The organism is Brevibacillus parabrevis, assembly GCF_003710905.1.
GTDB lineage: Bacteria > Bacillota > Bacilli > Brevibacillales > Brevibacillaceae > Brevibacillus > Brevibacillus parabrevis.
In genome coordinates, this window is record NZ_RHHV01000021.1 from 57,461 (window position 1) to 79,876 (window position 22,416).

A 22,416-nucleotide genomic window follows, 5' to 3' on the forward strand; every position below is an offset into this window, starting at 1 on the left:
ATGGTGGAGTTTAAGCTCCCGGATGTGGGAGAAGGCATGCATGAAGGCGAAATTTTGAAAGTGCTGGTGCGCGCTGGCGACTCTGTGGTGCATGATCAGCCTGTCATTGAAGTGCAAACGGATAAAGTCAACGCAGAGCTGTCCGCTCCGGCAACCGGAGTCGTCCAGGAAATTCGCATTGCGGAGGGCGATACGGTTGAGGTGGGAACGGTGCTCCTCGTCATCGATACAGGCAGTGCTGCGGGGGAAGTGAAGCAGAAATCGACCGGAAATGCGCCAGCCGCACCGGAGCAAGTTTCGCCCCCTGTCGTACCATCCAGACATCAGGCACGCCGTTCCTTGGCTACGCCATATGTGAGGCAGTTGGCGAGAGAAATGAAAATCGACATCGAACAAGTAGTCGGCACAGGTCCGGCGGGGCGCGTAACGGAAGAAGATTTGCGCTTGTTCGCCAGTGCCGGGCAAAAGCGTGCCTTGCAGGAAGTGTCTGCGACGTCGTTTGCAGTGGCGCCTCCCAAGGGAACAACAGCTCGCGAGGCGGAAGTTGTGGCGACTGCCAGCACTAGCACTACCGATACAGCACCAGCAGCGGAAAAAGGGACTGCACTGGGGAGCAAGGAAGCTTTTGCCGCGATGCCGGGAGAAAGCGCAAACAGCATCGAGCGAATCCCGCTCAAAGGCATTCGCAAAAAAATTGCCGAGCACATGGTCAAATCGGTCACGATCATTCCACACGTCACTTCCGTCGATGAACTGGAAATGGATCAGTTGCTGGCTCTGCGGGAAAAGCTGAAACCGCACGCGGAGAAAAAAGAAGTCAAGCTGACGTTCCTGCCGTTTTTTATCAAGGCACTGGTCATTGCGCTCAAAGAATATCCGGTGATGAATGCTTCCATCGACGATGCCACGAACGAAATTTTGCTGAAGCGCTTTTACCATATCGGCATCGCTACCGATACGCCGGACGGACTGATCGTGCCTGTGATCAAGGACGCGGACAAGAAGTCGATTTTTCAACTGGCAAAAGAAATCAAACACCTCGCCGAACTCGCCCGGGAAGGCAAACTGACGCTTGCGCAAATTACAGGCGGAACGTTTACGATCAGCAATGTCGGACCTGTAGGCGGGCTGCAGGCAACGCCGATTATCAATCATCCGGAAGTGGCGATTTTGGCCTTGCACAAAATGGAGAAGCGCTGGGTCGTGCGCGAGGATGAAGGCGTGATTCGCCAGATGATGAACATGTCGCTGTCTTTTGACCATCGCCTGATCGATGGAGTGACAGCCGTTCGCTTCACGAACCGGATCAAGGAGTTGCTCGAAGACCCAAATTTGTTGTTTGCGGAGATGGTCTAGATGGTAGTCGGAGAAATCGCAATCGAAACAGACGTAGTCGTGATCGGAGGCGGACCGGGCGGGTATGCAGCTGCTATTCGCCTGGGTCAGTTGGGGCAATCGGTCGTGTTGATTGAAAAAGAAGCGTTGGGCGGGGTGTGCCTGAACCGGGGCTGCATTCCCTCGAAAGCACTGATTCACGCCGCAAGCGAATTTCATAAGCTGGCTGGGTTGGGAAAGTTGGGCATCAGGCTGCCGGAAGGAAACGCTTCGTTTCAGTTGGCTGACTGGCATACATGGAAAGAGTCTGTCGTTTCTCAATTGAGCCAGGGTGTGGAGCAGCTTTGCAAAGCGAACGGAGTGACTGTCGTCAAAGGCTCCGCGACTTTTCTCTCAGCGGATCGGATCGGCGTCGAGACGGGGGGAGACTTCGAGACGTACAAATTCCGGCAGGCGATCATCGCGACAGGATCACGGCCGTTTGTACCGCAGTCTTTGGCCACGGATCACGAGTCGATCCTCGATTCCAGCGACCTGTTGAACTTGCAGGAATTGCCGGGGACGCTTGCGATCATCGGCGGCGGCTACATCGGGATGGAGCTGGGCATGGCGTATGCCAAACTGGGAACAAAAGTAACAGTCGTGGAAGCCGCCAACAGCATTTTGCCACAAACGGCTTCGCATCTGACCCAGGAAGTGCGCAAGCAAGCGAAACAGTTGGGAATCACCTTGAAAACGGCGACAAAAGTCGAGAGCATGTCGCGCGGAGATGGTGGTGTGACCGTAGCGCTTTTCTCGGAAGCAAACGGTCGCGAAGAACTGACCGTCGACAAAGCAGGCGTCACCATCGGACGAGTGCCTAATACGGGCGAAATCGGGCTTGGACAGGCAGGCGTCAACGTCGACGAAAGAGGCCATATTCCCGTCGATGCTTTTTGCCGGACGAACCAGCCGCACATTTTTGCCATCGGCGATGTAACTCCTGGGCCTGCTTTGGCGCATCGCGCGTCCAAACAGGGCATCGTCGCTGCCGAGGTGATCGCGGACTTGCCAAGCAGCATGGATTCGCCGTACGTCCCGTATGTCATTTTTACAGACCCGCCGATTGCAGGCGTAGGCTTGACGCGAACAGAGGCGGAAGGATTGGGCCATCGTGTCAAGGCTGCTTCCTTCCCGTATCGGGCAAACGGCAAGGCGCTGACTTTGGGGGAACGGGAAGGCTTTGCAGAGGTGATCGTCGAGGAAGACACGCATTTGTTGTTGGGGATGCACGTAGTAGGGGCCGATGCGCCCAATCTGATCGGGGAAGGCGTCCTGGCGCTAGAGCTGGCAGCGCGAGTCGAGGATTTGGCTTTAACGATTCACCCGCATCCGACTTTGAGCGAGGTGTGGCTGGAAGCAGCAGAAGCCGTCCTCGGGCACGCCATCCATATGGTCAACAAAAAATAGGGGAAGACAACCTCCTTCGCTCAGCAACGGGCGGGGAGGTTTTTTGCTGCTATTCATGGGTTTCCCCCGCTTGGAACAGCTCAACAAGCCAGCTGCCAGGCTGAGAGTGACACTCCCGTCTACTTTTGCGAGGGTCAAAAGTATATGTTTTCCAATCCTAAAGCAGACTAAGGAAGAAACGGTTTTTTCGACTAGCGGAACAGAGGGGGTGACCACAATGGAGAAATGGATGACGATTGGCATCGGCGCAAGCATGGGAGCGTTCCTCGCCCTCGTTTTGTTGGCGATGGTCGCGTTTGCCTGTTCGAGAACGGTGATCAGCTGGGTAGTCGGCCGCTTTACGAAAAGGCTGATGAACGATCGCTACCCGGAAAACATTTGGGAGATCGTTTCCGCGCTGACCAAAATCTCTCCCGCGAAAGTGCTGGAAAACAGTTTGCGCGCATCGGAAGGAATCGCCATCGAAAGGCCGTTCGGCAGCCCGCGAAAGTTTCTGAATTACGACGGTCTCGTTTTTTCTCCGGCGCAATTGGCTGTCCTGCCTGCTCACGAGGATGCACAAGTCGATACGCAGCTTACGATCGGCCCGATGGCAAAGAAGCCGTTGACCTTGCAAATCCCGCTTTTGTCTGGCGGTTTGGGATACGGGGTTGGCGTCTCGGAAAAGGCGAAAATCGCCATCGCCAAGGGCACGGCTGCGGTAGGGACGGTGACCAATACGGGAGAAGGCGGATTCTTACCCGAAGAAAGAGAAAACGCAAAATATTTGATCTATCAATATCACTCGGCGACGTGGTCGAAAAGCCCGGAGATTCTTCGGCAAGCGGATGCCATTGAAATTCGGATGGGCCAAGGCGCTACGGCTGGAGCGGCTACGTTTATCCCCAGTTGGGAGCTGAAAGGCAAGGCCAGTCAAATCATGGAGCTTCCGGATGTAGAATATGCCGTCATTCCGTCCAAACATAAGGAGGTTCAGCAACCACAAGACTTGCGCAAACTCGTCGATCAGCTGCGTTCCTTGACGGAAGGCGTACCGATCGGGGTGAAGATGTGCGCCAGCGCCAAAATGGAAGCCGACCTGGAAGTCGCGATTTCCGCCGGGGTGGATTTTATCAGTCTCGACGGAGGACAAGCCGGATACAAGGGAAATGCGCCGATCCTTCAGGATGATGTTGGCTTGCCGACGATTTATGCCGTGACGCGTGCGGTTCGCTACTTGCAACAGCGCAAGGTCAAGGACAAAATCACGCTATTGAGCGGAGGCGGTTACGCTACGCCGGGGGAGTGCCTTAAAGCGATGGCATTGGGGGTCGACGGGGTTTACTTCGGAACCGCGCTGCTCTGGGCGATGACGCACGATCAAGTGATAAAAGTCGTTCCGTGGGAGCCGCCTACCCAGCTGCTCTTTTATTCCGGCCGTTTTCAAAAGGAGTTCAACGTGCAAGAAGGAGCCAAGTATTTGGAGAACTTTTTCCGTTCTTTTATCGATGAAATGCGGATCGCGACCCTCGCCCTCGGCAAAACGTCGTTTCGTCAGGTGAGCATCGAGGATTTGGCCGCTCTGGACAGCATGACCAGCAAAGTCACACGCATTCCGCTCGCTTGCTACCCGCGTGTCCACCGCAGCCGTTAAATGAGACAAAAATAGTGGCTGAATCCAGTCAACAAGGCTGCAAATTTATGGCAGAGGCCCCCTCACCCGAGCGTAACCAAGGCATAGTATGTAGCAAGGAGGTGAGGCATGATGACCTTTACACTTGCTGACTGGATGATTTATACGATATGGGCCATTTTTGGACTCATGATGATCGATTTTCTCATCGTCCTGTTCCGTTCGTTCTGGGCAGGCTCGGTCAACCCGTCCTTTGTCTTGGGCTATTTGAAGGACATTCTTTATTATGTATTGCCATTAAACATTATCGTTTCCATGATTGTCATCGACCCGAGCGGGTATATTCTTGTCGTTTGGTACTTCATCTGCGGCTTGGCTGTCATTGTGAAGTACCTGCTTGACATTATCAAACGATTTGCATAAGCAACAGGTTGGCCTTCCATCCCGGTGGGCTGTTCGTTCTTTTTGAAACACGACCTTGATAGTGAGAGAAGAGGAGCGTCAAAGAGTACGATCGGTTTCCTTCTGGCTGGATAGACCTCCTTGCGACTTTCCAACAAAAATTCAAAATTTTCCGTAAAGGAAGTAGGTCCATGAGAAACTATCAATGGATCAAGTGGCGGAAAGTCCTCCTCTGGGTAGCAGCCATCGCCTTTTTAACGATCGTGTTGTACACAGGAGGGCCGACTTACTGGTCAATCGCATTGGGCATCCTTGGCTTGCTGTTTCAATTGCTGTTTGCCGTTATGTTCATCATCATCCAGTTTGTTGCCCTGTTCTGGTTTTTGGCGCGTGGGCGGACGTATTGGATTTTGCCAGGGGAAACAGGAGCGACGTGGAATGACTATCGCGGCAATCCGGAAATTGTGGAAAATGCTGAGCGAATCGTTACCTTGCTAAAGGGTGTGAAGGAATTTAAGGAAATGGGGGGCGAAGCGATCCGCGGTCTTTTGCTGTGCGGCCCACCGGGTACGGGCAAATCGTATCTCGCGCAGGTCATTGCCAACGAGGCCCAGGTTCCGTTTGCCTACGCCTCGGCCCCCAGTTTTCAAAACATGTTTTTCGGTGTCGGCAACCTGAAAGTCATGGGATTGTACAGAAAAGCGCGCAAACGCGCCAGGGAGTACGGCGCCTGCATCATCTTCATCGACGAGATCGACGCGATCGGCATGCAGCGCCAAGGGGGAATGGGCGGAGGCGGGATGCTGGGGATGGGCGGCACAGGCTTGTTGAATGAGCTGCTTTTGCAAATGGACCCGCCCAACCTCGACAGCTCGAAAATCGCCAAATTTTTGCGCTCCCTCGGTCTGCGCCGCAAAAAGGCTGAGCGCCCCGCCGTCATGACGATTGCCGCCACAAACTTGCCGGACGTGCTCGATTCCGCGCTGTTGCGGCCCGGCCGTTTTGACAGACAACTGTGGGTCGACACTCCGGACTACAATGGACGGATCGATATTTTCCAATATTATTTGGAAAAGGTGAAGCACGACGAATCTCTCAGCCCGGAACGTGCTGCTTTGGATACAATCGGCTACAGTCCTGCCCAGATCAAGCATATCGTCAATGAATCGGTCGTCATCGCCCACCAGCGTGGAGCGCAAAGCGCCAGCTACGACGACTTCCGGGTCGCCATGGAAACGTACGAGTGGGGATTGAAACAGCCGCTGCGCTCCATGAGTGAGGACGAAAAACGAAACGTAGCGTACCACGAGGCAGGTCATGCCGTCGCGCAATATTTGCTCAAGCCGCACGAACGGGTCTGGAAGGTGACGATCATTCGCCGCGGCGGCGCTCTTGGCCTGGCCGCAACCAAACCGACGCATGAGCGGTACAATCGCAGCGACAGCGAAATTTTGGCTGCGATTCAGGTGTGCCTCGCTGCCAGAGCCGTCGAAGAAGAGTTTCTCGGCAAAAAATTGAACGGAGTCACCTCTGATTTGCAGCAAGCGACCGAGCTGGCAGGCGCTTATCTCGGCATGGTCGGCATGGGCGACGAGTTGTTCAGCTGGCTCGCTACAGGTGCCCGGCAGGAGGCGCTCAAAACACTTCGGCCAAAAATCAACGAACTGCTGCATGAGCAAATGAAACAGGTGAAGCAATTGGTGCGCCAATACGCCGATTTCGTGCACGCCATCGCGGAGGAGCTGTTGAAGCGAGGCGACCTGACCGGAGAAGAAATCGAGGAACTGTACGTGCAGTTGTACGGCGACAAGCGGCCTGCTTTGTCGTAAACTTTCATCCATGTGCCTTCGGGCCGTATCGAACCGCCAGTCACTTCGGTGTCTGGGCGGTTTTTTGTGTTGATCGACAACTGCGAGCATACGTCGGTTTGCTCAGGGGTTGGAAAGTTTTATCACTTTTTTAGGGAAAATGGGAAAGAAAATCGCGGGATGTTCGTTATACTTGGTGAACATGTCAAAAGTCTGGGAAAATTGGCAACCTGCAACCAGCCCGAGCAGTGGGAGAGTCTGGTGAAAAAACAGACAGACGTGTTTGGACCAAAAAGGCACAAGCTGCGCAGCAAGCCTTTTACATGGGAGGAACAGAGGGAAGATGCAAGACGATAACGAGCTCGTTCGTCTGGTGCAGGGCGGAAATCAGCAAGCCTATGCACGACTTGTCGACAAGTATAAAGGAAAAATCTTTGCCCGCCTGTACCGGATGATTGGACAGAAACAGGATGCCCAAGATTTGGCCCAGGAGGTTTTTACAAAAGCGTATTTCCAGTTGGAAAAGCTTGAGCCGGACGGTAATTTTTCCGCATGGCTCTACCGGATTGCCATCAACCATTGCCTGGATGAACTGAGGAAACGGAAGCGAAGCGTCAAGACGTCGGACGAAGAGGTGGAACTGATCGGGTCAGAGACACCGGAGGAAGCTTTCCTGCAAAAAGAGCAGCAGCAAGTTCTGCTTCGTCACATCATGGGGCTGGAAGAGGAATATCGCGCGGTCGTTGTCCTGCGCTACATCGATCAGCTCAGCTACAAAGAGATCAGCGAGATGTTAGTGCTGCCAACGACGACGGTGCAGATGAGACTGCATCGGGCGAAAAAGAAGCACTCGCCGATCCAACGCGGATCGCTCTGATTTTTGATTTTGTCGACAAGGACGGGAAAAAGCTCGCTTGCAGCCTGGATGACATTGATGTGGACTTCACGCTGACAGACGAAACCGGCCAAGACTTGAATCCGGAGGGAGACGGCTGGACATTGGGAGAATACGGGGGCTACATTTTGGTCGAACAGGAAGTGATCGAACTGTTCAACACCGCACAGAAATCCCCGGACACACTGACGGTCGGAGTCCAGTTCAACGATATCAAAGGGAAGGGCGGTTCTTGGAAGCTGGATGTTCCTATCGACATGAAAAAAGCAAAGGAAGTCGCGAAGACCGTCGCAATCAATCGCGAGTACACGTCACCTCAAGGAGTCGTGGTCAAGCTGGATAAACTGACGAACGTTCCAAGCAACAGCTTATTGTCGCTTACGACCAGTTGGAACGAGCAGCGCAAAAAGGAGTATCAAAGCATGGCGGAAAACGCTTCTGGTGAGCTGGGCGACTATTTGAACCGTCACAGTTTGGCATACGAAATTCTTGACGAGAACGGAAAGCTGCTTGCCGGTCGGGATGACACCGTGCTCGATTCGCTGAACGGCATTCGCAAAAATGCGGTAACGATTACCACAAAAGGCGAAGGAGACAGCGATGCGATGATGTGGAGGTGGTGGGACGGATTTACGCCATTTGCCGACCAGAAAAAGGTGACCTTCAAGCTCCACTCGATCTACATGAATGAATTGGCAACTTTCCAGGGCAAGCTTTCGCTGGATGCGTTGAGCAAACAACCCGTCACGGTAGAAAGCAGCGGCAGCCGTTTTACCTTCCACAAGTTTCATCTGAAAACGAACGATCAGCAGGAGAAGATCGCCGGACGGTACGAAGTGAGAAACAAAGGCGGGATCATTGAATTTGAAGCACTGCTGCCAAAAGACATCATCTACATCACGGAATGGAGTGCAACAGACGAGACAGGGAAAACATACAGAGTGAGCATGGACAACGGCGATGGAGAGTACGTCCGCGATCAAGACGGACGGGTGCGGATCAAAAGCGCTCTTTACATCAACGGGTTGGAAAAACAGCCGAAAGAACTGACGATCTCCTACGCGATCCAGGAGCGCCAGTACCGCGATGTGGATATGGAGGTTCCGATTCAGTTGGGCAACTAGGCTGTATGTTTGTGAGAGTTTAATTGGCTTTTTTACAAGCTGGAAGACCGTCAGAGAAATGTTCTGGCGGTTTTTTTTGTGTGCGAACAAGTAAGGCTTTTATTGTTAATGCAACCAATATTTAAGCCAAGGCAATAGCTGAACGGATTGATATACTATCGTATGTTGTTTTTGATAGCTGAGAGATATAGCTGAGGTGGTGGAATACATAATCCTTTTCGTAAAATAGCACGTCGCTGACCCAAATATGCCCTTCATTCATTTCGTTCAAGTTCAAGGAAAGTAGTGAGCAAGAAATGTCCAGCAAGATCATGAAAAGCACAAGTGCAATCCTTCTTTTCCTTCTCTTTTTTCTCGTTTTCGTTCCTCTAGCGAGAGCTTCTGCCGAAGAGAATCCCGCGACAGCGATTCCTCAGATGGATCAAGAGATTTACGGTTTGCTGAACACATTGACTTTCTTTCAAGAGCTTGCCCTGCAAAAAGGCGACAAGAAGCTCGCGAAAAAAATCGAAAAACAATCAGCTGCCTTTTCACAGAAGAACCTCAAGCTGCATCAGACACCGATTGATTCCAACAAGCAAATCCGCCAAGAGAAAATTAACAAGTCTTTGCAAAAACAAGCAGCACACATTTACTCCCTGCAAAAACAACTGGAAGAACAAGTTGATAAATATTGGGAACAGTTAATCCCCGAACTTTCGCTGAAGCAAAAGCCGCAGGAACAGGAGCTTCAACCTAAGCTGGCAAGCAGAACCGCAACCGCTTTTGCCGCTGCTGCTCCTGTCTTGGACCCGTTTGAACCGAACGACGATGTAGACACAAGTTACCCTGTAACAAGTGGAAACTTTTACAATTCGAAGCTGTCTACAGCTAAAGATCTCGATATGTACCGTTTTGATTCAGGGGCGCAATCTGGCGAGCTTACGGTGACATTGCGCGTTCCCGAAGATAAAAACTTCGACCTGGCAGTCATGCAAGCGCCGAACAAAGTAGTGGGCATGAGTACGCGAGGAGGAGTTGGGGTAACGGAAAACGTCACTTTTCAGGTGCAACCGAATACGACCTATTATTTCTCTGTATTTAGCATGAGCCGCGATTTTAGTGAAACGACCTCCTATTTATTGTCATTCAGTAAGATTACGACTGTACTCAATCTGGCTAAACCTATTGATATCAGTCTTCCTACCGGGGAAACCCCTGGCTACCGCTTTACGGCTCCTGTAACTGGTACTTACCGTTTTTATACAAGTCCATACGGAGGATTTGGCGCCCCGTTTGATACGGTTTTGTCCGTGTTTCGTGACGAGCAGTTGCAGCAAGCCCTGAAGTTTAATGATGAGGCAGTCGATGGTTCTCTCTTTTCCGAAATTAAAGTGTCACTGGACGCAGGCGTGACCTATTTTGTTCTGGCTACTTCTTTTGATTCGACAAAAGGACTTCACGCCCGGTTGACAGCTGCTTTGGATGCCAGTGCCAGTGTCGTTTCCGCTGCGCTTCACGAGTCTTCTGCAAACGATGGGACGCTGACAGAAACGCAGACTGTCGTCTTAAAAAATGGCACCTTTACTTCCGATGCAGCCTCTTTTGTGACAGTACACAACGTCCCAACTGGTTTGCAGCCGCTTGTTACACGTGTCAACAGCACACAATTAAGCATTCAATTTACGGGAAAAGCGGTTGAACACGAGCAGAAACACCGCGCAGCGAATCTGTTTGTGACGATTCCGAAGGCAAAAATAGCTGGTGCAGATGCAGATGTGACGACAGACACATTCGCGCTGGAGTTTACCAATACAGACTCGTTCACGCTCGCAGCGCCGCCCGATCTCGATCTTGCCAAAGGCTCCAAAAAAATCTACAAATTTACGGCGCCTTCCTCTGGAGATTTTGAACTCTCAACCACCTATTTTGGGGGAGTGGAAGGGAGCGGGCCAAGCAATACCAAGCTGGCAATCTATGAAGACTTCGGAGAGACCAGGCTGCTTGCCGCCAATGACGACGGGGATCACCCGCCATTTTCCAAAGCGATTGTATCCATGGAAAAAGGCCGGGATTACTATGTTGTCGTCTCTTCCGCTGACAACAATGCCGTTCACGCACGTTTGCTCGCCCGCTATACGGGGGTCGAATACGTGTATAACGCCAAAGGACAACTGACTCAAATCAGGCAAAATGAACAAGTCCTCTCCGAGTTTACGTATGACAGCAACGGAAATCTCAGCAAGAAAACGGACTATTAAGTGAAGAGGAGCATTGGCGCTATGAGAATCAGGTACGGGTGGTCAAAAATGATCACAATCTTGTTGGGGCTTTCTTTGCTGACCCCCAATCTGGCATTGGCGAAGACAGAGGCCGTTCAAGCCAATCCGGAAGCGGCACAACAAGATGAGAATCAGAAGGCGGCGACCAAAAAATGGCTTGCAGCCTATCAAAACGCAAAGCAGCAAGGCAACGCACCCAAACAGCAAAATCCGGACGAGCAACCGATTTTTTTGCAAGAACAAGTGACGAGTAAAGAGTGGGACTCGATCCGCCCCGAAGATGCTTGGAAGCTCTATCAATGGAAGGATAGAAGCGTGTTGCAGCTTGCAGCCTATTTCTATCCTCAATTCGATCGCTTTTTGTCGCATCACGAGCAAGTAGAGAAATATGGATGGTCGGATGATACCGTCAATCAAAAGTTGGACAAGCTGACAAAAGCACAAATGACGAAACTATCAACACTCCTTCCAGCAATCAAGACGTATCAGGAGCGTCGCAACGAACGAGCAGCCGTTCCGCAAGCCAGAGCTTTGGCTGCGCAAGCGACCACGCTTCCAGAAGACGCCATGTTCGAAACGGAAGGCTTGACCTACAAATACCAGCGCACCAATACGGACAATCCGGTGGACGAGCTGTACCGGGCGGCAAACGTGCAGGAAGTGGATGTGCAGCTGGAAGGCAAGCACGGCATGGACTTGACGGTCGAGCGCCGCTACTCGTCGCTGGATGCGATGACGGAAAGGATTTACTTTTCCACATCAGGCAAAAACAAAACAGCTCCGCTGCAAGGGAACAACGATGGGTTGCCGGAAGGCTGGAGCTTTAATTTTCCGCAGTTTCAGGAAGTGTCCAAAGAAAACGCGAAGTGCACGTTCCGGTCGGATGATTCCAAATATACATGCGGTTCGGTCAGTGAGGGAAAGCGCTACATTTTTACGTTGGAAGACGGGACGATTCTTGAGTCTTCTTCCATCAAAGGGGAATGGGTGAATACGCCGTACAAGCCAAATGCCGGCATGTTATCCTACCGCCAGCCTTCCGGGGAGTTTGGCGAGAAGCATATTGTGACGCTCTCCGTAGATGGCAACACGTATGAATTTGGCGAAGATGAAAACTATCGCGGTGATGTCATGTACCGGATTTTCCTGGTCAAAAAGACGAATGCCTACGGAGATACCATCCGCTACCGCATTCCCGAAGACTACCGATTGCCGATTGAAATAACAGACAGTGTCGGCCGCCTGATCGTCATGGAACGAGGCGGGGGTGTCGTTCTCAAAGTTTACCAGGATGCCAGCGAGACAAAGCTGCTGAAACATCTCGAATACGACTCAGATTACGCTACCAACACAGATCGGGTTGTCGAGCATAGCATCACAGGGGGAGAGAGCAAGGTCATTGCCGAGTACAGCTATCTCGATCCGAAAACATACGGAAAAGCCGAGTTCGATCTGCATGCCGGATATGGCTTCCCGGCTCCGAATGGCGTGATCGACTTCAACGACGGCGGCCTGGAATCTACTGCGTACACCGATCTCGACAAGGAACGAAGAAACACCGTCGAATACAAGCTGCTCAAGCAAGTCAACTATCCGGTCGAAGGTTTGTCCATGACGTATACGTACAGCTTGTACCAGCCGGATGCCCCAGGGTTTCTCGACCGGGGCGTGACCCGGATTTATCACGACAAGGAAGCGCTGACGTACACCAGCTATTTGCCTGTCACAGCGGTCAACTTCCGTTTTGCGAAAACGCCGCATCCCGATCAGCCTGGCACAGAATGGTATTCGTATACGAAGTATTATCCGCACATTACAAAAGAAATCTGGAAGTCGCCCAAAGCGCAATCAGTTCGGTTTGCCAAGCAGTCGCTTACCAGAGACGGGGCATTGGTCGTGTCCAGAACGTTGCAGGACGGGCTGCCAAGTGAAGACAAAAGCTACACCCCTAATCAGGATCGCAATTTCGTGCTGCAATCGGTAAAAAACTACGTGGGCAACGGAGGAGACAACGAGACGATTCCGGGAGAGCTTTCCTTCACGGAAGAGGGCAAGACCTATCGCTACAACCCGGTTAGTTACACGAGCTATTTGTACAAGGAACGGGATACAAAACCGTCTTACGTCTACAGCTTCTTAGGGCGTCCAGCCTCCATGACCGCCGATGCAGATGTGTATGCGTTTCTTTTGTCGCCAAGCCTTAATCGATTATCGAAGGTGCAAGCACGTTTGGATCGCTACGCGCAAACGATACAATACAATTACAACGCTTACGGTGATGTCACCAAAGAGATAGATCCGAAAGGCAACATCACAACGAGAGAATATGTAAATCCGCTTCTCCTTTCTGCGCTGCGTATGCCTGCCAGTATAACGAAGACGGCCGCAGACAATCCGGAGCACTACCACAAGGAAACGTATACGTATAATTCCAAAGGGCTTTTGGCAACGGAAAAAATCATCGATTCTTATCCGGATGGCGGATCAGCAAAGGTCATGCAGGTAGACAGAGCTTATACGTATAACGATAACAAACAGCTGACCTCCGCAACGGAAACGAGTACGGGACCAGACGCGAAGACAGTGACGCAAAATATTACCGGGTACGATCCGCTGGGGCTGTATCCTGTTGACATCAACCTGCGAGTCGAAGTGTCGACTGGGCAAATGCAAACTTTGCACCACGGCTTCGCCTACGATGGAATGGGCCGACTGACAAATCGTGTTTACCCGGATGATATGGCTGTCTTGTACGAATATGATTTGCTAGGCCGTCGAACGAAAGAAAGCGTAACGAGCAAGGAACAAACCAGGACAACTACCTACGCCTATGACGATACGGCGCGCAAGGTCACAATGGTACTCCCGAACGGCACCAAGCTGGTCACTCAGTTCACGCCATTCGGAGAAATCGAATATAAAGAGCAAGTTGCAGCAAACGGAACTTCGCGTCCTTTGCTGTACAATACCTACACGCTAGACGGCAACCATCTTTTGTCCAGTGCGCCATACGCCGATCAAGAACGTGCGACCACGTATGTCTACAATACAGACGGAAGCATCTGGCAGAAAAAAGACCCTGTTGGCACCACCGTATACTTGACTGCCAATTCGATCAGCGATGGTACCAGCTTCGCACCCGCACTCACCCGTATGACACTTGCGCCAAACGGGTTGCAAACAGTTCAATATCACGACCGACAAGGCCAGCTCGAAAAAGAAATTCAGCGAGCAGGAGACGGAGCCAAAAACCTGACCGCCGAGCTTGTCCGAAACTCGTTTGATCAAGTGAAGCAGAAGACAGAAAAAGACCAGTCAGGCAAGACACGCGTTTGGGAGTACCGCTACACCAATGACGGCAACCTTACCTATTTGCTGGACCCGGAACAAAACAGCTATCAGTACGAATACGATGCGCTCGGAAATTTGTTGACCGTCACTGAAAATCAGATGCAGACAACCAAAAATCATTACAATGCTCTATCCTGGAAGCTTAGCGAACAGGATGTGCCATCGGGAGCAACTGAATCTTATTCTTTTAGTCAAAATGGCACGCTGAACACCTTTACCGACAAGGCAGGAAATCGCCACGCTTATCGATATACGCCGTTTAACGAGCTGGCAAGCCTGATGACCCGCAATGCTTCCGGTTCCGTGACCAACTTGGAAACCAGAGACTACGTCCCGAACACGTCACTGGTCCAGAAGGAAACAAACAGCAATGGGGCGGACATCAACCCGGCGGCCAACAACTATCGGGAGATCACGTACAGCTACGATGCGTTTCAGCGGTTGAAAAGCCAAACGGTATTTGGCCGCACGTATCAATTGGGATATACGGACAATGACGATGCGAAAGACTCACTGACCTATCCGGACGGAACCGTAATCCACTATGAATATGATCCGGCAGGGCGGTTACAGGAAGTAAACAGCCCGCTGACAGGAAAAATTCAGTACGACTACCATATGAAAGCCAGCGGGGAAAGCTATCAGCTTGCGTATCCGAACGGTTTCAAAGTAGAACGGGATTTGGACTCGTTTGGGCAAGTAGAAAAAATGACGCATCGAAAAGAAAGTCCCGTGTGGAGTGAAAACAACGAGTATTCGTTCGGCAATGTCGTTTCCAGCGAAAAAAATGGAACGCTGTACCGATACGATTATGACAAAGTCGATCGTCTGACCAAAGAAGTTGTTCCAGGAACCACGAACCAGTATACGTATGACGGTCGCGGGAATCGCTCCGCTTTTGCAGGAAAACGACCTGCCGACAAAGGTGTGACCACCTATACGTTTGACGAACGGAATCGACTGCGAAGTGCGACCAACCATACGACCGGATTGGATGCGACCTACACGTATTTCGGGAACGGACTGCGTGCCACCAAGACGGAAAATGGTGTGCAAACAAAATACGTGTACATGGACGGAAACGTCTTGGAGGAGCTGGATGCGAACGGCAATGCGATTGCCCGCAATGTTTGGGGCAATGAGCTGCTGTTCCGCAAAGACTTCCTCACCGATAAAGGCGGATATTACGCGTATAACAGCCATGGGGATGTCGTCTCGATTTTGGACGAATCAGGACAAGAACAAAACAAATACGAGTACGACACGTGGGGCAATGTCATCTCCAAGACAGAGGGAATGTCCAACCCGTTTCAGTACAGCGGAGAAATCTACGACGAGAAGAGCGGCTTTTACTATTTGCGTGCCCGGTATTATGATCCGAGGGTCGGGAGGTTTATTTCGGAGGATACGTATAAGGGTACGGTGGATAATCCGTTGTCGTTGAATCGGTATACGTATGTTCTTAACAATCCATTGATTTTTATTGATCCTACTGGACATGCTGAGATTTCTTTACGAGCAGTTTGGCTTGGAATGACCAAAGCTGGTGACGAATTACCAGGGGCTTTGAAAAAAGCAGGAGTCGAATATGTAGGAGTAGAAAATGTTAACACACTTTCAAACGGGAACTGGGATTCAGATGATGCCTTTGCAGCTGGTAGTGTTGCCATTAATATTGTTCCTGTAGGGAAGTTGCTTAAAACCACTAAAGCAGGAACTAAAACTGCAGTAAATGCATTTAAGAGTTCAAAAGGATTACCACAAAGTATTCGCGATATGATGAAATCCCAGAAGATTGCACCTGACATTTTAGATAAGGGAGTCCATTTTAATGTAGGAAAAATCGAAATAACTGTTGTTCCTACAAATCAAGGAGGTATTGCTTTTAAACCGACTCATCCAGGGATGGCAGCAAAAAATCCTAGTCAATATAATTCTGCTCTTAAACAAGCAGAAGAAGCTATTCAACATCCAGAATTTAGAGAATGGTTATTGAAACATGCTCAAAGAGGATTGGAGTTATCTAAATCGGGAAAACCAGGGAAAGGAGCAGAGTTTAATTTCCTGATAAAAGCATTGGAGGATATGAAGTGAGGATAACAATTGACTTTATGAAATTACTAACAACAGGTAGCCTAGGAAACTTTACAGGAGGAGAAACGGAAGAAGAAATCATAAATTTGATTGGACAACCTGAAATTTATACACCCGAAAGAAAGTCATATCCCGCTTTTGTTATTTATGGGGACTTGGAATTTCGACTCCGTAAAAATAAGATAGAAACAGTAGTGATTACTCTTAATAATGGCACTATAAACATGCCTAATAGTATTGAAATCAAAAACTTCAATGGAGGAAATGAACTAACAATTGATTTCATTAAGGGACTATTAAGCGAGAATGGTGTGTCGTGGACACTAGATAGTGTAATGTCCGATCAATATCAAGCTAATTATGTATCGGACAAAGGTGTTCACTTTGCATTTGATTTAGAAGAGTCAGGAGTTTTAACTAAGATCGGTATCGAGTATAAATTGATGGCTAATTCTTAATCAAGGTATCCCAAACGAGTAATTTACGCTCGTTTGGGGTTCTTTAATTTTTCCTAAAGAAGCAAGGTGAAAATTTATAGTATTCCTGTTTCATGAAGACAGGTGTGTGAACATGTTTAAGCCCGAAACAAAAACAGCCATTCTTCAAGGATACAAAGTAAATACTCAAAAAGCTTATTCAAGAGTTTTTCAACCTAACAATGAAGTTCGAAGTGGAACAAGATAAGGATTTGCTCATAAATCCCTAACGCCAAACCCTCACCGGCAGCCTCACCAGGGCTTGACCAGCAGCGGAAGGTTGCAAATTCGCCTCCAGATCGAAGCCCGGAACAGGTTCAATGCGCGAGAACGCCTTGATGAAGTGGTGAAAAGCTTTGTTTGCTTCCATTCTCGCCAAGGGGGCACCGAGACAGATATGCGGTCCATTGCTGAACGATTGATGCCGATTGTTGTTTTTCCGGTGGATGTTCAAAGCAAAAGGGTCTTCAAACACAGCCTGATCAAAATTGGCTGCGCTCATCCAGGCAATCACGACATCTCCTTTTTTCAACTCAACACCCAAGACATCGTTATCTTCCTTCACCGTGCGATCCATTTTGCTAATGTGAAAACGATAGCGCAGCATCTCCTCGACAAAAAGCGGGACGAGGTCGAGGTCGCTTCTCAGTTCAGCGTAAAGGTTCGGATTGTCGTACAGCAAGGAATAAAACGAGTTGGCCAACAGGAGGCTGGTTGTCTCGATGCCCGCCCCCAAAATAAACATCGTGATGGTAACAATATCTTCATCCGTCAACTTGTCTCCCTCGTATTCTGCCTGAATCAGATCAGAAATGATGTCGTCTGCAAGGTGCGTTCTTTTATCGACCACGAAAGGGTGCAAGTAAGCAAAAAACTCTTTTGCCGCCTGTTCCTTCTGTTGATGAACTTCCTCGTTCTTTTCCTTTTGAATCGGCATGAACAAAAGATCGACCCATTTTTTGAACAGCCATTTGTCTTGATGCGGCACGCCAAGCAGCTCGGCCATGATGATGATAGGCAGCGGAGTGGTAAAATCTTGGACGATATCCACTTCTGTTTTTGCTTCCATTTCGCGAATCAGCTCGTTCACGACTTGTTCGACACGCGGCTCCCACTCTTTTAGGCTGCGCGGCGTGAAAGCAGCCGAGAACAAGGAACGCGCCTTGCGATGTTCGGGAGGATCACTGTCGTGGATATTGAGACGTTCTGGAAAAGAGCCTTCCTTAGTACCAGCCCCGACATTGACAAGCGTCCGTTGGCGTACGCTCGAAAACAGGGCATAGTCGGTCAGCACCCGCTTCACATCTTCATAGCGGAACACATTCCACGTATTCGTGCCCGCATGATAAAAAACGGGCTGCTCTGCAAGCATTTTCTTGTACCATGCCACCGGAAAAAAATGTTCGGATTTCGTTTGGAAATCCGTTATCTCAGACGGTGAATACGCCTGCTTTTCCATCTACATCACCTCTTGAATTTGTCCATTATAGGGTGGATAATAAAGGGAATTTTATGCGCAAAAGCTTTTCAAAAGGGAATGGAGAAGGACAAGGAGAAGAACAAACATGACGTTAAAAATAGCTTTGGACAGCGTAGTGATTCATGAAACACCGCTGGAAGAAATCCACTTTGACACCAATACCATTGCGGTTACATTTGATGACGCAGATGAAAAAAGGTGGAAACTGACGTTTAAACCTTACCAGGCGATCCAAACGACGACAATCGATTGCTACCCGTTTTCCAATCTGGTCATCGACGAGGCGATTGACGAGAACGGATATTTCCAGCGCTATTTGCTGGAAGTGACGGATTCCCAATGGATAAAAGCGTTACAGGATGAACTGAGGTTGATCGACCCGCATGCTACTTTCCTGGAGAAAGCGCATCATTACATTTTCCCATTTCAAGATATTGTCGTGGAAATCATAGCTTGGGGCTATCAGCTGGAGGAAGTGTACTGAGTCTTTTGCACACCTGACCACATTTTTTATCGACAAACAATTCCAATCCGAGCAAAGAGCAAATCCAAACCCAAACCCTCCAGCAGACCAAGGCGTGGTCTAGCTTGCGGGTTTCTTGGGGAGAAGTCGTTCCTACTTGAAAGGAGAGGTCATCATGAAAGTTGCGATCATGCTTTTCGATGGAATCACCGCGCTGGATGCGATCGGCCCATACGACGTTTTTGCTGCTACCTTGCAGTGGGAAGTGAAGTTTGTCGCCAAGCAAAAAGGATTGGTCAAACTGGACTCGAACATGGGCTACCTGCACGCGGATTACGATTTTTCCGAAGTGACTTCCGCCGACATCCTGGTTGTGCCCGGATGCAGCCCGCCTCACTATAAAACGCCGATGAATGACGAAGAAACGTTGGCGTGGATTCGCCGCATCCACGAGACGAGCAAATGGACGACGTCGGTGTGCAACGGCTCCCTGATTTTAAGTGCCGCAGGGCTGTTGAATGGCGTCGTTGCCACCAGCCATTGGGGGTCGTTCGATTTGCTCGCATCACTTGGCGCCATCCCGACGGAAGAGAGAGTCGTTCGCCAGGAGAAAATCGTCACAGCAGCGGGCGTTTCCTCCGGGATCGACATGGCCCTCCAATTGGTCGCATGGGAATTGGGCGAACAGATGGGACAAGCTGTACAGCTGATTTTGGAATACGATCCCAAGCCGCCGTTTGACACAGGTTCACCGCAGAAAGCGCCAGCGCAATTGGTGGAGCAGATCAGAGCAATGCTGCAAGCGTTTGCCGAAAAGGAACCAAGCATGTAAATACAAAGACCAGCCAGAAAAGAAGGAGCATTCAGCGCTCCTTCTTTTTTGATTGCTCGTTAGCTCCGTCTTTCCACATAATAAACTCTTATATGATAAAACCCGATCGGAATGATATTATTTATCGCAGTGATAGAACAGTCGCTTGGCAGCAACCGCAACGAGGAGCTGGCAAAATGGACGATCTGTATGTTTTTGTCATTTTCCCGGGAACCAGGGCTTTCTGTTTTGCATAATACAGGCAGAAAACAAAGGAGGTGGTTCAACTGGATGAGAGTCAATTAGAAGCGTGGGTGGAGGCGTACACGGACCGGCTTGTGCGGCTTGCCTATACATATGTGCGCGATTGGGCGCTTGCCGAGGATCGGGTGCAAGATGCGTTTCTCAAAGCGTACTGCCAATACCACCAATTTCAGCCCGGAAAAGACCCGTTTCCTTGGCTGGCCCGTATTACGATCAACGAATGCAAGATGTCCTGGCGAAGAACGTGGCGCGAAGTCGTGACAGAAATTTTTCCGCCCCGCATGAGCAAAAGCGCCGAGATCATCACGATGGAAAAGCTGGATGCAGCGCTCTGCTACCAGTTTGTGCTAGACCTGGTGGAACCATTTCGCACGCCTATCATCCTCTACTATTTTGAAGATTTGTCCATTGAACAAATCAGTGACATCCTCAGCGTAAGCAAAGGCACTGTCAAATCCCGTTTGGCCCGGGGCAGAGAGAAGCTTTACCGGACCATGGTGAAGGAGGGTAGCCATGGAAAAGCAGTTGAAAAATGCGAAACATCAATATGAGTCACATTCAGTGGACATGGAAGCTTTCAAAAAGAGGTTGAACCAAAAAATACAGAAGGCCGAAAGGGAGGGACTGTCCCGTAAAGGGGATGGGTGGACGTTGAAAAAAATAGCGCTTGTGAGTGCTGCTGTTCTGGCAATCGGATTTTCGGGAAGTGTGGCCGTGTCACCGACTTTTGCCAGCTACATCTCGTCTTTGTGGACGAAGAAGATTGACCCGGGTGTCCAGGAAGCCGTGAACAAAGGGTACGCCAAGCTGGCGAAGGCGAGTGTGACAGACCAGGGCATTACAATTGAAACATCTGAAGTGATCGCCGACCCCGCCCGGCTGATCGTCGCCATTTCGATGAAAAATGCGCAGGGAGAGTTTATTTTCCCTGATCCCGATATCGCCGCGAACGAGAACAAGCTGTTTGTGACAGATGAGAACGGCAACGTGATCGCAGACGACATCCAATCGTATTATAAAGAAGGAGATATCGGGTATTTCCAGTTTGTTTTAAACGATGCTGTCTCCAAAAAGATGCAGCTGCGAATGGACGTGAAACGAATCCGTCTCAGCGGCAACCAATACAAGGAAGGCTCATGGAAGCTGACTGTGCCGATCGACATCGAGCAGAGCATGGCGGCAACCACAACTGTCTCTTTGAATCAGACATACACCACCCCGCAGGGAATCACCGTTGCGGCTAAATCTATTGTATATTCGCCAAGTGCGACAAGACTTACGTTTGAGACAAGCTGGACAAAAGCGGCGCGGGAGAGAATCGAGCGAACTGCAAAAAGCGTGGGAGCAACTGCGCAAGAGCGTGAGCTGCTGCATCATCAAAGCCTGGTTTTCCGGATTCTCGATCAAAATGGAAAAGACATGGTGAAGCTTGACGATCTGCTGGTTGTAAGCGAGGGGGATTCTCCAGCGCCGACCGTGTACGCAAGCCAGAAAATCGTAAAAGAAGGCAGCACAGAAAAAACGATCCATGAATACGTCTTTTTCTCCGGCCAGACTGAGAAACCGTTGACCTTTGTGCTGACTGGCGTGTCGACGTTTGAACCAAACGATTTCCGCCTTGCACTCGATCCGGCAACTTTGAAAACAAAGCCTGTCTCTGGCACGAAGGGAAACCATGCCGTCACCGTTACCGACTTGTCTGTGCAACAAAATCCCGCAACGGGACAAAAAGAGGTCGCTCTGCGAATGAAGGAGCAATCCACCAACTTGCGCATATGGAAGTGGTATTTGACAGACGACAAGGGCCAAGCGTATGAGCTGGTGGAAAATCGCGATGGCGAAGGGGAATGCAGCGCGAGCAAAGGGGCGGATGGCGTCTATGTAGAGCAATGCGACAATCAATACTTTGCCAAAGGAATGACCGCCTTGCCCAAAAAAGCGGCGCTGACGATCCGCTTAGAGCCGGTTCAGCACAGCGATTCCCAGTGGCGAGTCGAGCTGCCTGCTGCCACGCCTGCGAAAAAGTAATCGGCTACGCCTGGCTTGCCTTTTTTCCTTGGACGGAAGCGGAGCATTCTCTCCATTCGAAGTCCACGGCAAGAGGAAAAAGCTCTTTTTCGCAACTGTCGACCAATTCATACTTTACAAATAGGATTTATGTGTTTTAAACTGAAACTATAGAAAACCACTCCATCACATCAATCCATTCGGCCGATCAGTCCACTGAAGGCTCCCGCGTCTGTTTTGTTCAAGCGCGCGGGAGCCGTTTTGTATTCGGAAACATTTTTCGATTCGACAGGGGGACGCACGTGGAATATTATTGTCTGACTTGCCGCCATGTCTTCGCGCCCGGACAAGAGCTGTGCGGACATCTGCAGCAGCTGTTCACATCTGTGCAAGGGGAAAAAATATGGCGGATACGCTTCTTGCATCGGTTTGCGTATGAATTTTACAGCGATGGGCAAATTCAGGAGCTGATTCGCGACCAGCCTCTGATGGTTTCCGAAGTGCTGTGCGTCGATCAGTTTGATACGAGGACGCATACGGGCCTGAACGCGATTGGCCAGCGGGTGTCCATTTTCGAGTAGCTG

General features: G+C 50.2%; 16 protein-coding genes. 15 read left to right on the forward strand and 1 reads right to left on the reverse strand.

From position 1 onward, the window contains the following. From EDM60_RS25320 to EDM60_RS25365, 10 genes are all read left to right on the forward strand, one after another. The gene (locus tag EDM60_RS25320) at window positions 1-1,356 is read left to right on the forward strand and encodes a dihydrolipoamide acetyltransferase family protein (RefSeq protein WP_122966429.1); all 1,356 of its coding nucleotides are present in this window, start codon (window positions 1-3) and stop codon (window positions 1,354-1,356) included. Continuing rightward, entirely contained in the window at window positions 1,357-2,784 is a 1,428-nt protein-coding gene (gene lpdA, locus EDM60_RS25325; RefSeq protein ID WP_122966430.1) for a dihydrolipoyl dehydrogenase, read from the forward strand. Window positions 2,785-3,001: 217 nt separating this feature from the next. Next, entirely contained in the window at window positions 3,002-4,417 is a 1,416-nt protein-coding gene (locus EDM60_RS25330) for an FMN-binding glutamate synthase family protein (RefSeq protein ID WP_122966431.1), read from the forward strand. A gap of 108 nt (window positions 4,418-4,525) precedes the next feature. Beyond that, a complete protein-coding gene (locus tag EDM60_RS25335) occupies window positions 4,526-4,819 on the forward strand; it encodes a hypothetical protein (protein WP_122966432.1) in 294 nt (97 codons plus the stop codon). A gap of 170 nt (window positions 4,820-4,989) precedes the next feature. Next, window positions 4,990-6,627 (forward strand): AAA family ATPase, encoded by a 1,638-nt coding sequence (locus EDM60_RS25340; RefSeq protein ID WP_122966433.1) that lies wholly within the window; start codon window positions 4,990-4,992, stop codon window positions 6,625-6,627. Between the two features lie 322 nt (window positions 6,628-6,949). Next, entirely contained in the window at window positions 6,950-7,483 is a 534-nt protein-coding gene (locus EDM60_RS25345) for an RNA polymerase sigma factor (protein ID WP_122966434.1), read from the forward strand. 59 nt (window positions 7,484-7,542) lie between these two features. Further along, window positions 7,543-8,625: a hypothetical protein gene (locus tag EDM60_RS25350; RefSeq protein WP_122966435.1), complete on the forward strand. Its 1,083-nt coding sequence runs from the start codon at window positions 7,543-7,545 to the stop codon at window positions 8,623-8,625. Window positions 8,626-9,041: 416 nt separating this feature from the next. Beyond that, complete coding sequence (locus EDM60_RS25355) at window positions 9,042-10,865, forward strand: RHS repeat domain-containing protein (RefSeq protein WP_167470383.1); 1,824 nt, start codon at window positions 9,042-9,044, stop codon at window positions 10,863-10,865. 48 nt (window positions 10,866-10,913) lie between these two features. Further along, window positions 10,914-16,331, forward strand: coding sequence for an RHS repeat domain-containing protein (locus EDM60_RS25360; protein ID WP_244226812.1), 5,418 nt, complete (start codon window positions 10,914-10,916; stop codon window positions 16,329-16,331). Continuing rightward, entirely contained in the window at window positions 16,328-16,789 is a 462-nt protein-coding gene (locus EDM60_RS25365; protein ID WP_122966438.1) for a hypothetical protein, read from the forward strand. Before EDM60_RS25360 ends, EDM60_RS25365 begins: the two co-directional genes overlap by 4 nt. A 244-nt stretch (window positions 16,790-17,033) precedes the next feature. Here the strand turns inward: EDM60_RS25365 and EDM60_RS25370 are convergent, their stop codons facing one another. Continuing rightward, the gene (locus tag EDM60_RS25370; RefSeq protein WP_122966439.1) at window positions 17,034-18,266 is read right to left on the reverse strand and encodes a cytochrome P450; all 1,233 of its coding nucleotides are present in this window, start codon (window positions 18,264-18,266) and stop codon (window positions 17,034-17,036) included. Between the two features lie 106 nt (window positions 18,267-18,372). Here EDM60_RS25370 and EDM60_RS25375 point away from each other — a divergent pair, with 106 nt between their 5' ends. From EDM60_RS25375 to EDM60_RS25395, 5 genes are all read left to right on the forward strand, one after another. Then, window positions 18,373-18,771 (forward strand): hypothetical protein, encoded by a 399-nt coding sequence (locus tag EDM60_RS25375; RefSeq protein WP_122966440.1) that lies wholly within the window; start codon window positions 18,373-18,375, stop codon window positions 18,769-18,771. 154 nt (window positions 18,772-18,925) lie between these two features. Next, on the forward strand, window positions 18,926-19,582 hold the full coding sequence (locus EDM60_RS25380; RefSeq protein ID WP_122966441.1) for a DJ-1/PfpI family protein: 657 nt from the start codon (window positions 18,926-18,928) through the stop codon (window positions 19,580-19,582). Window positions 19,583-19,839: 257 nt separating this feature from the next. Then, entirely contained in the window at window positions 19,840-20,376 is a 537-nt protein-coding gene (locus EDM60_RS25385) for an RNA polymerase sigma factor (protein ID WP_122966442.1), read from the forward strand. Window positions 20,377-20,476: 100 nt separating this feature from the next. After that, complete coding sequence (locus EDM60_RS25390) at window positions 20,477-21,853, forward strand: DUF4179 domain-containing protein (RefSeq protein WP_167470384.1); 1,377 nt, start codon at window positions 20,477-20,479, stop codon at window positions 21,851-21,853. 281 nt (window positions 21,854-22,134) lie between these two features. Beyond that, on the forward strand, window positions 22,135-22,413 hold the full coding sequence (locus EDM60_RS25395; protein ID WP_229049688.1) for a hypothetical protein: 279 nt from the start codon (window positions 22,135-22,137) through the stop codon (window positions 22,411-22,413). The last annotated feature ends 3 nt before the right edge of the window (window positions 22,414-22,416 follow it).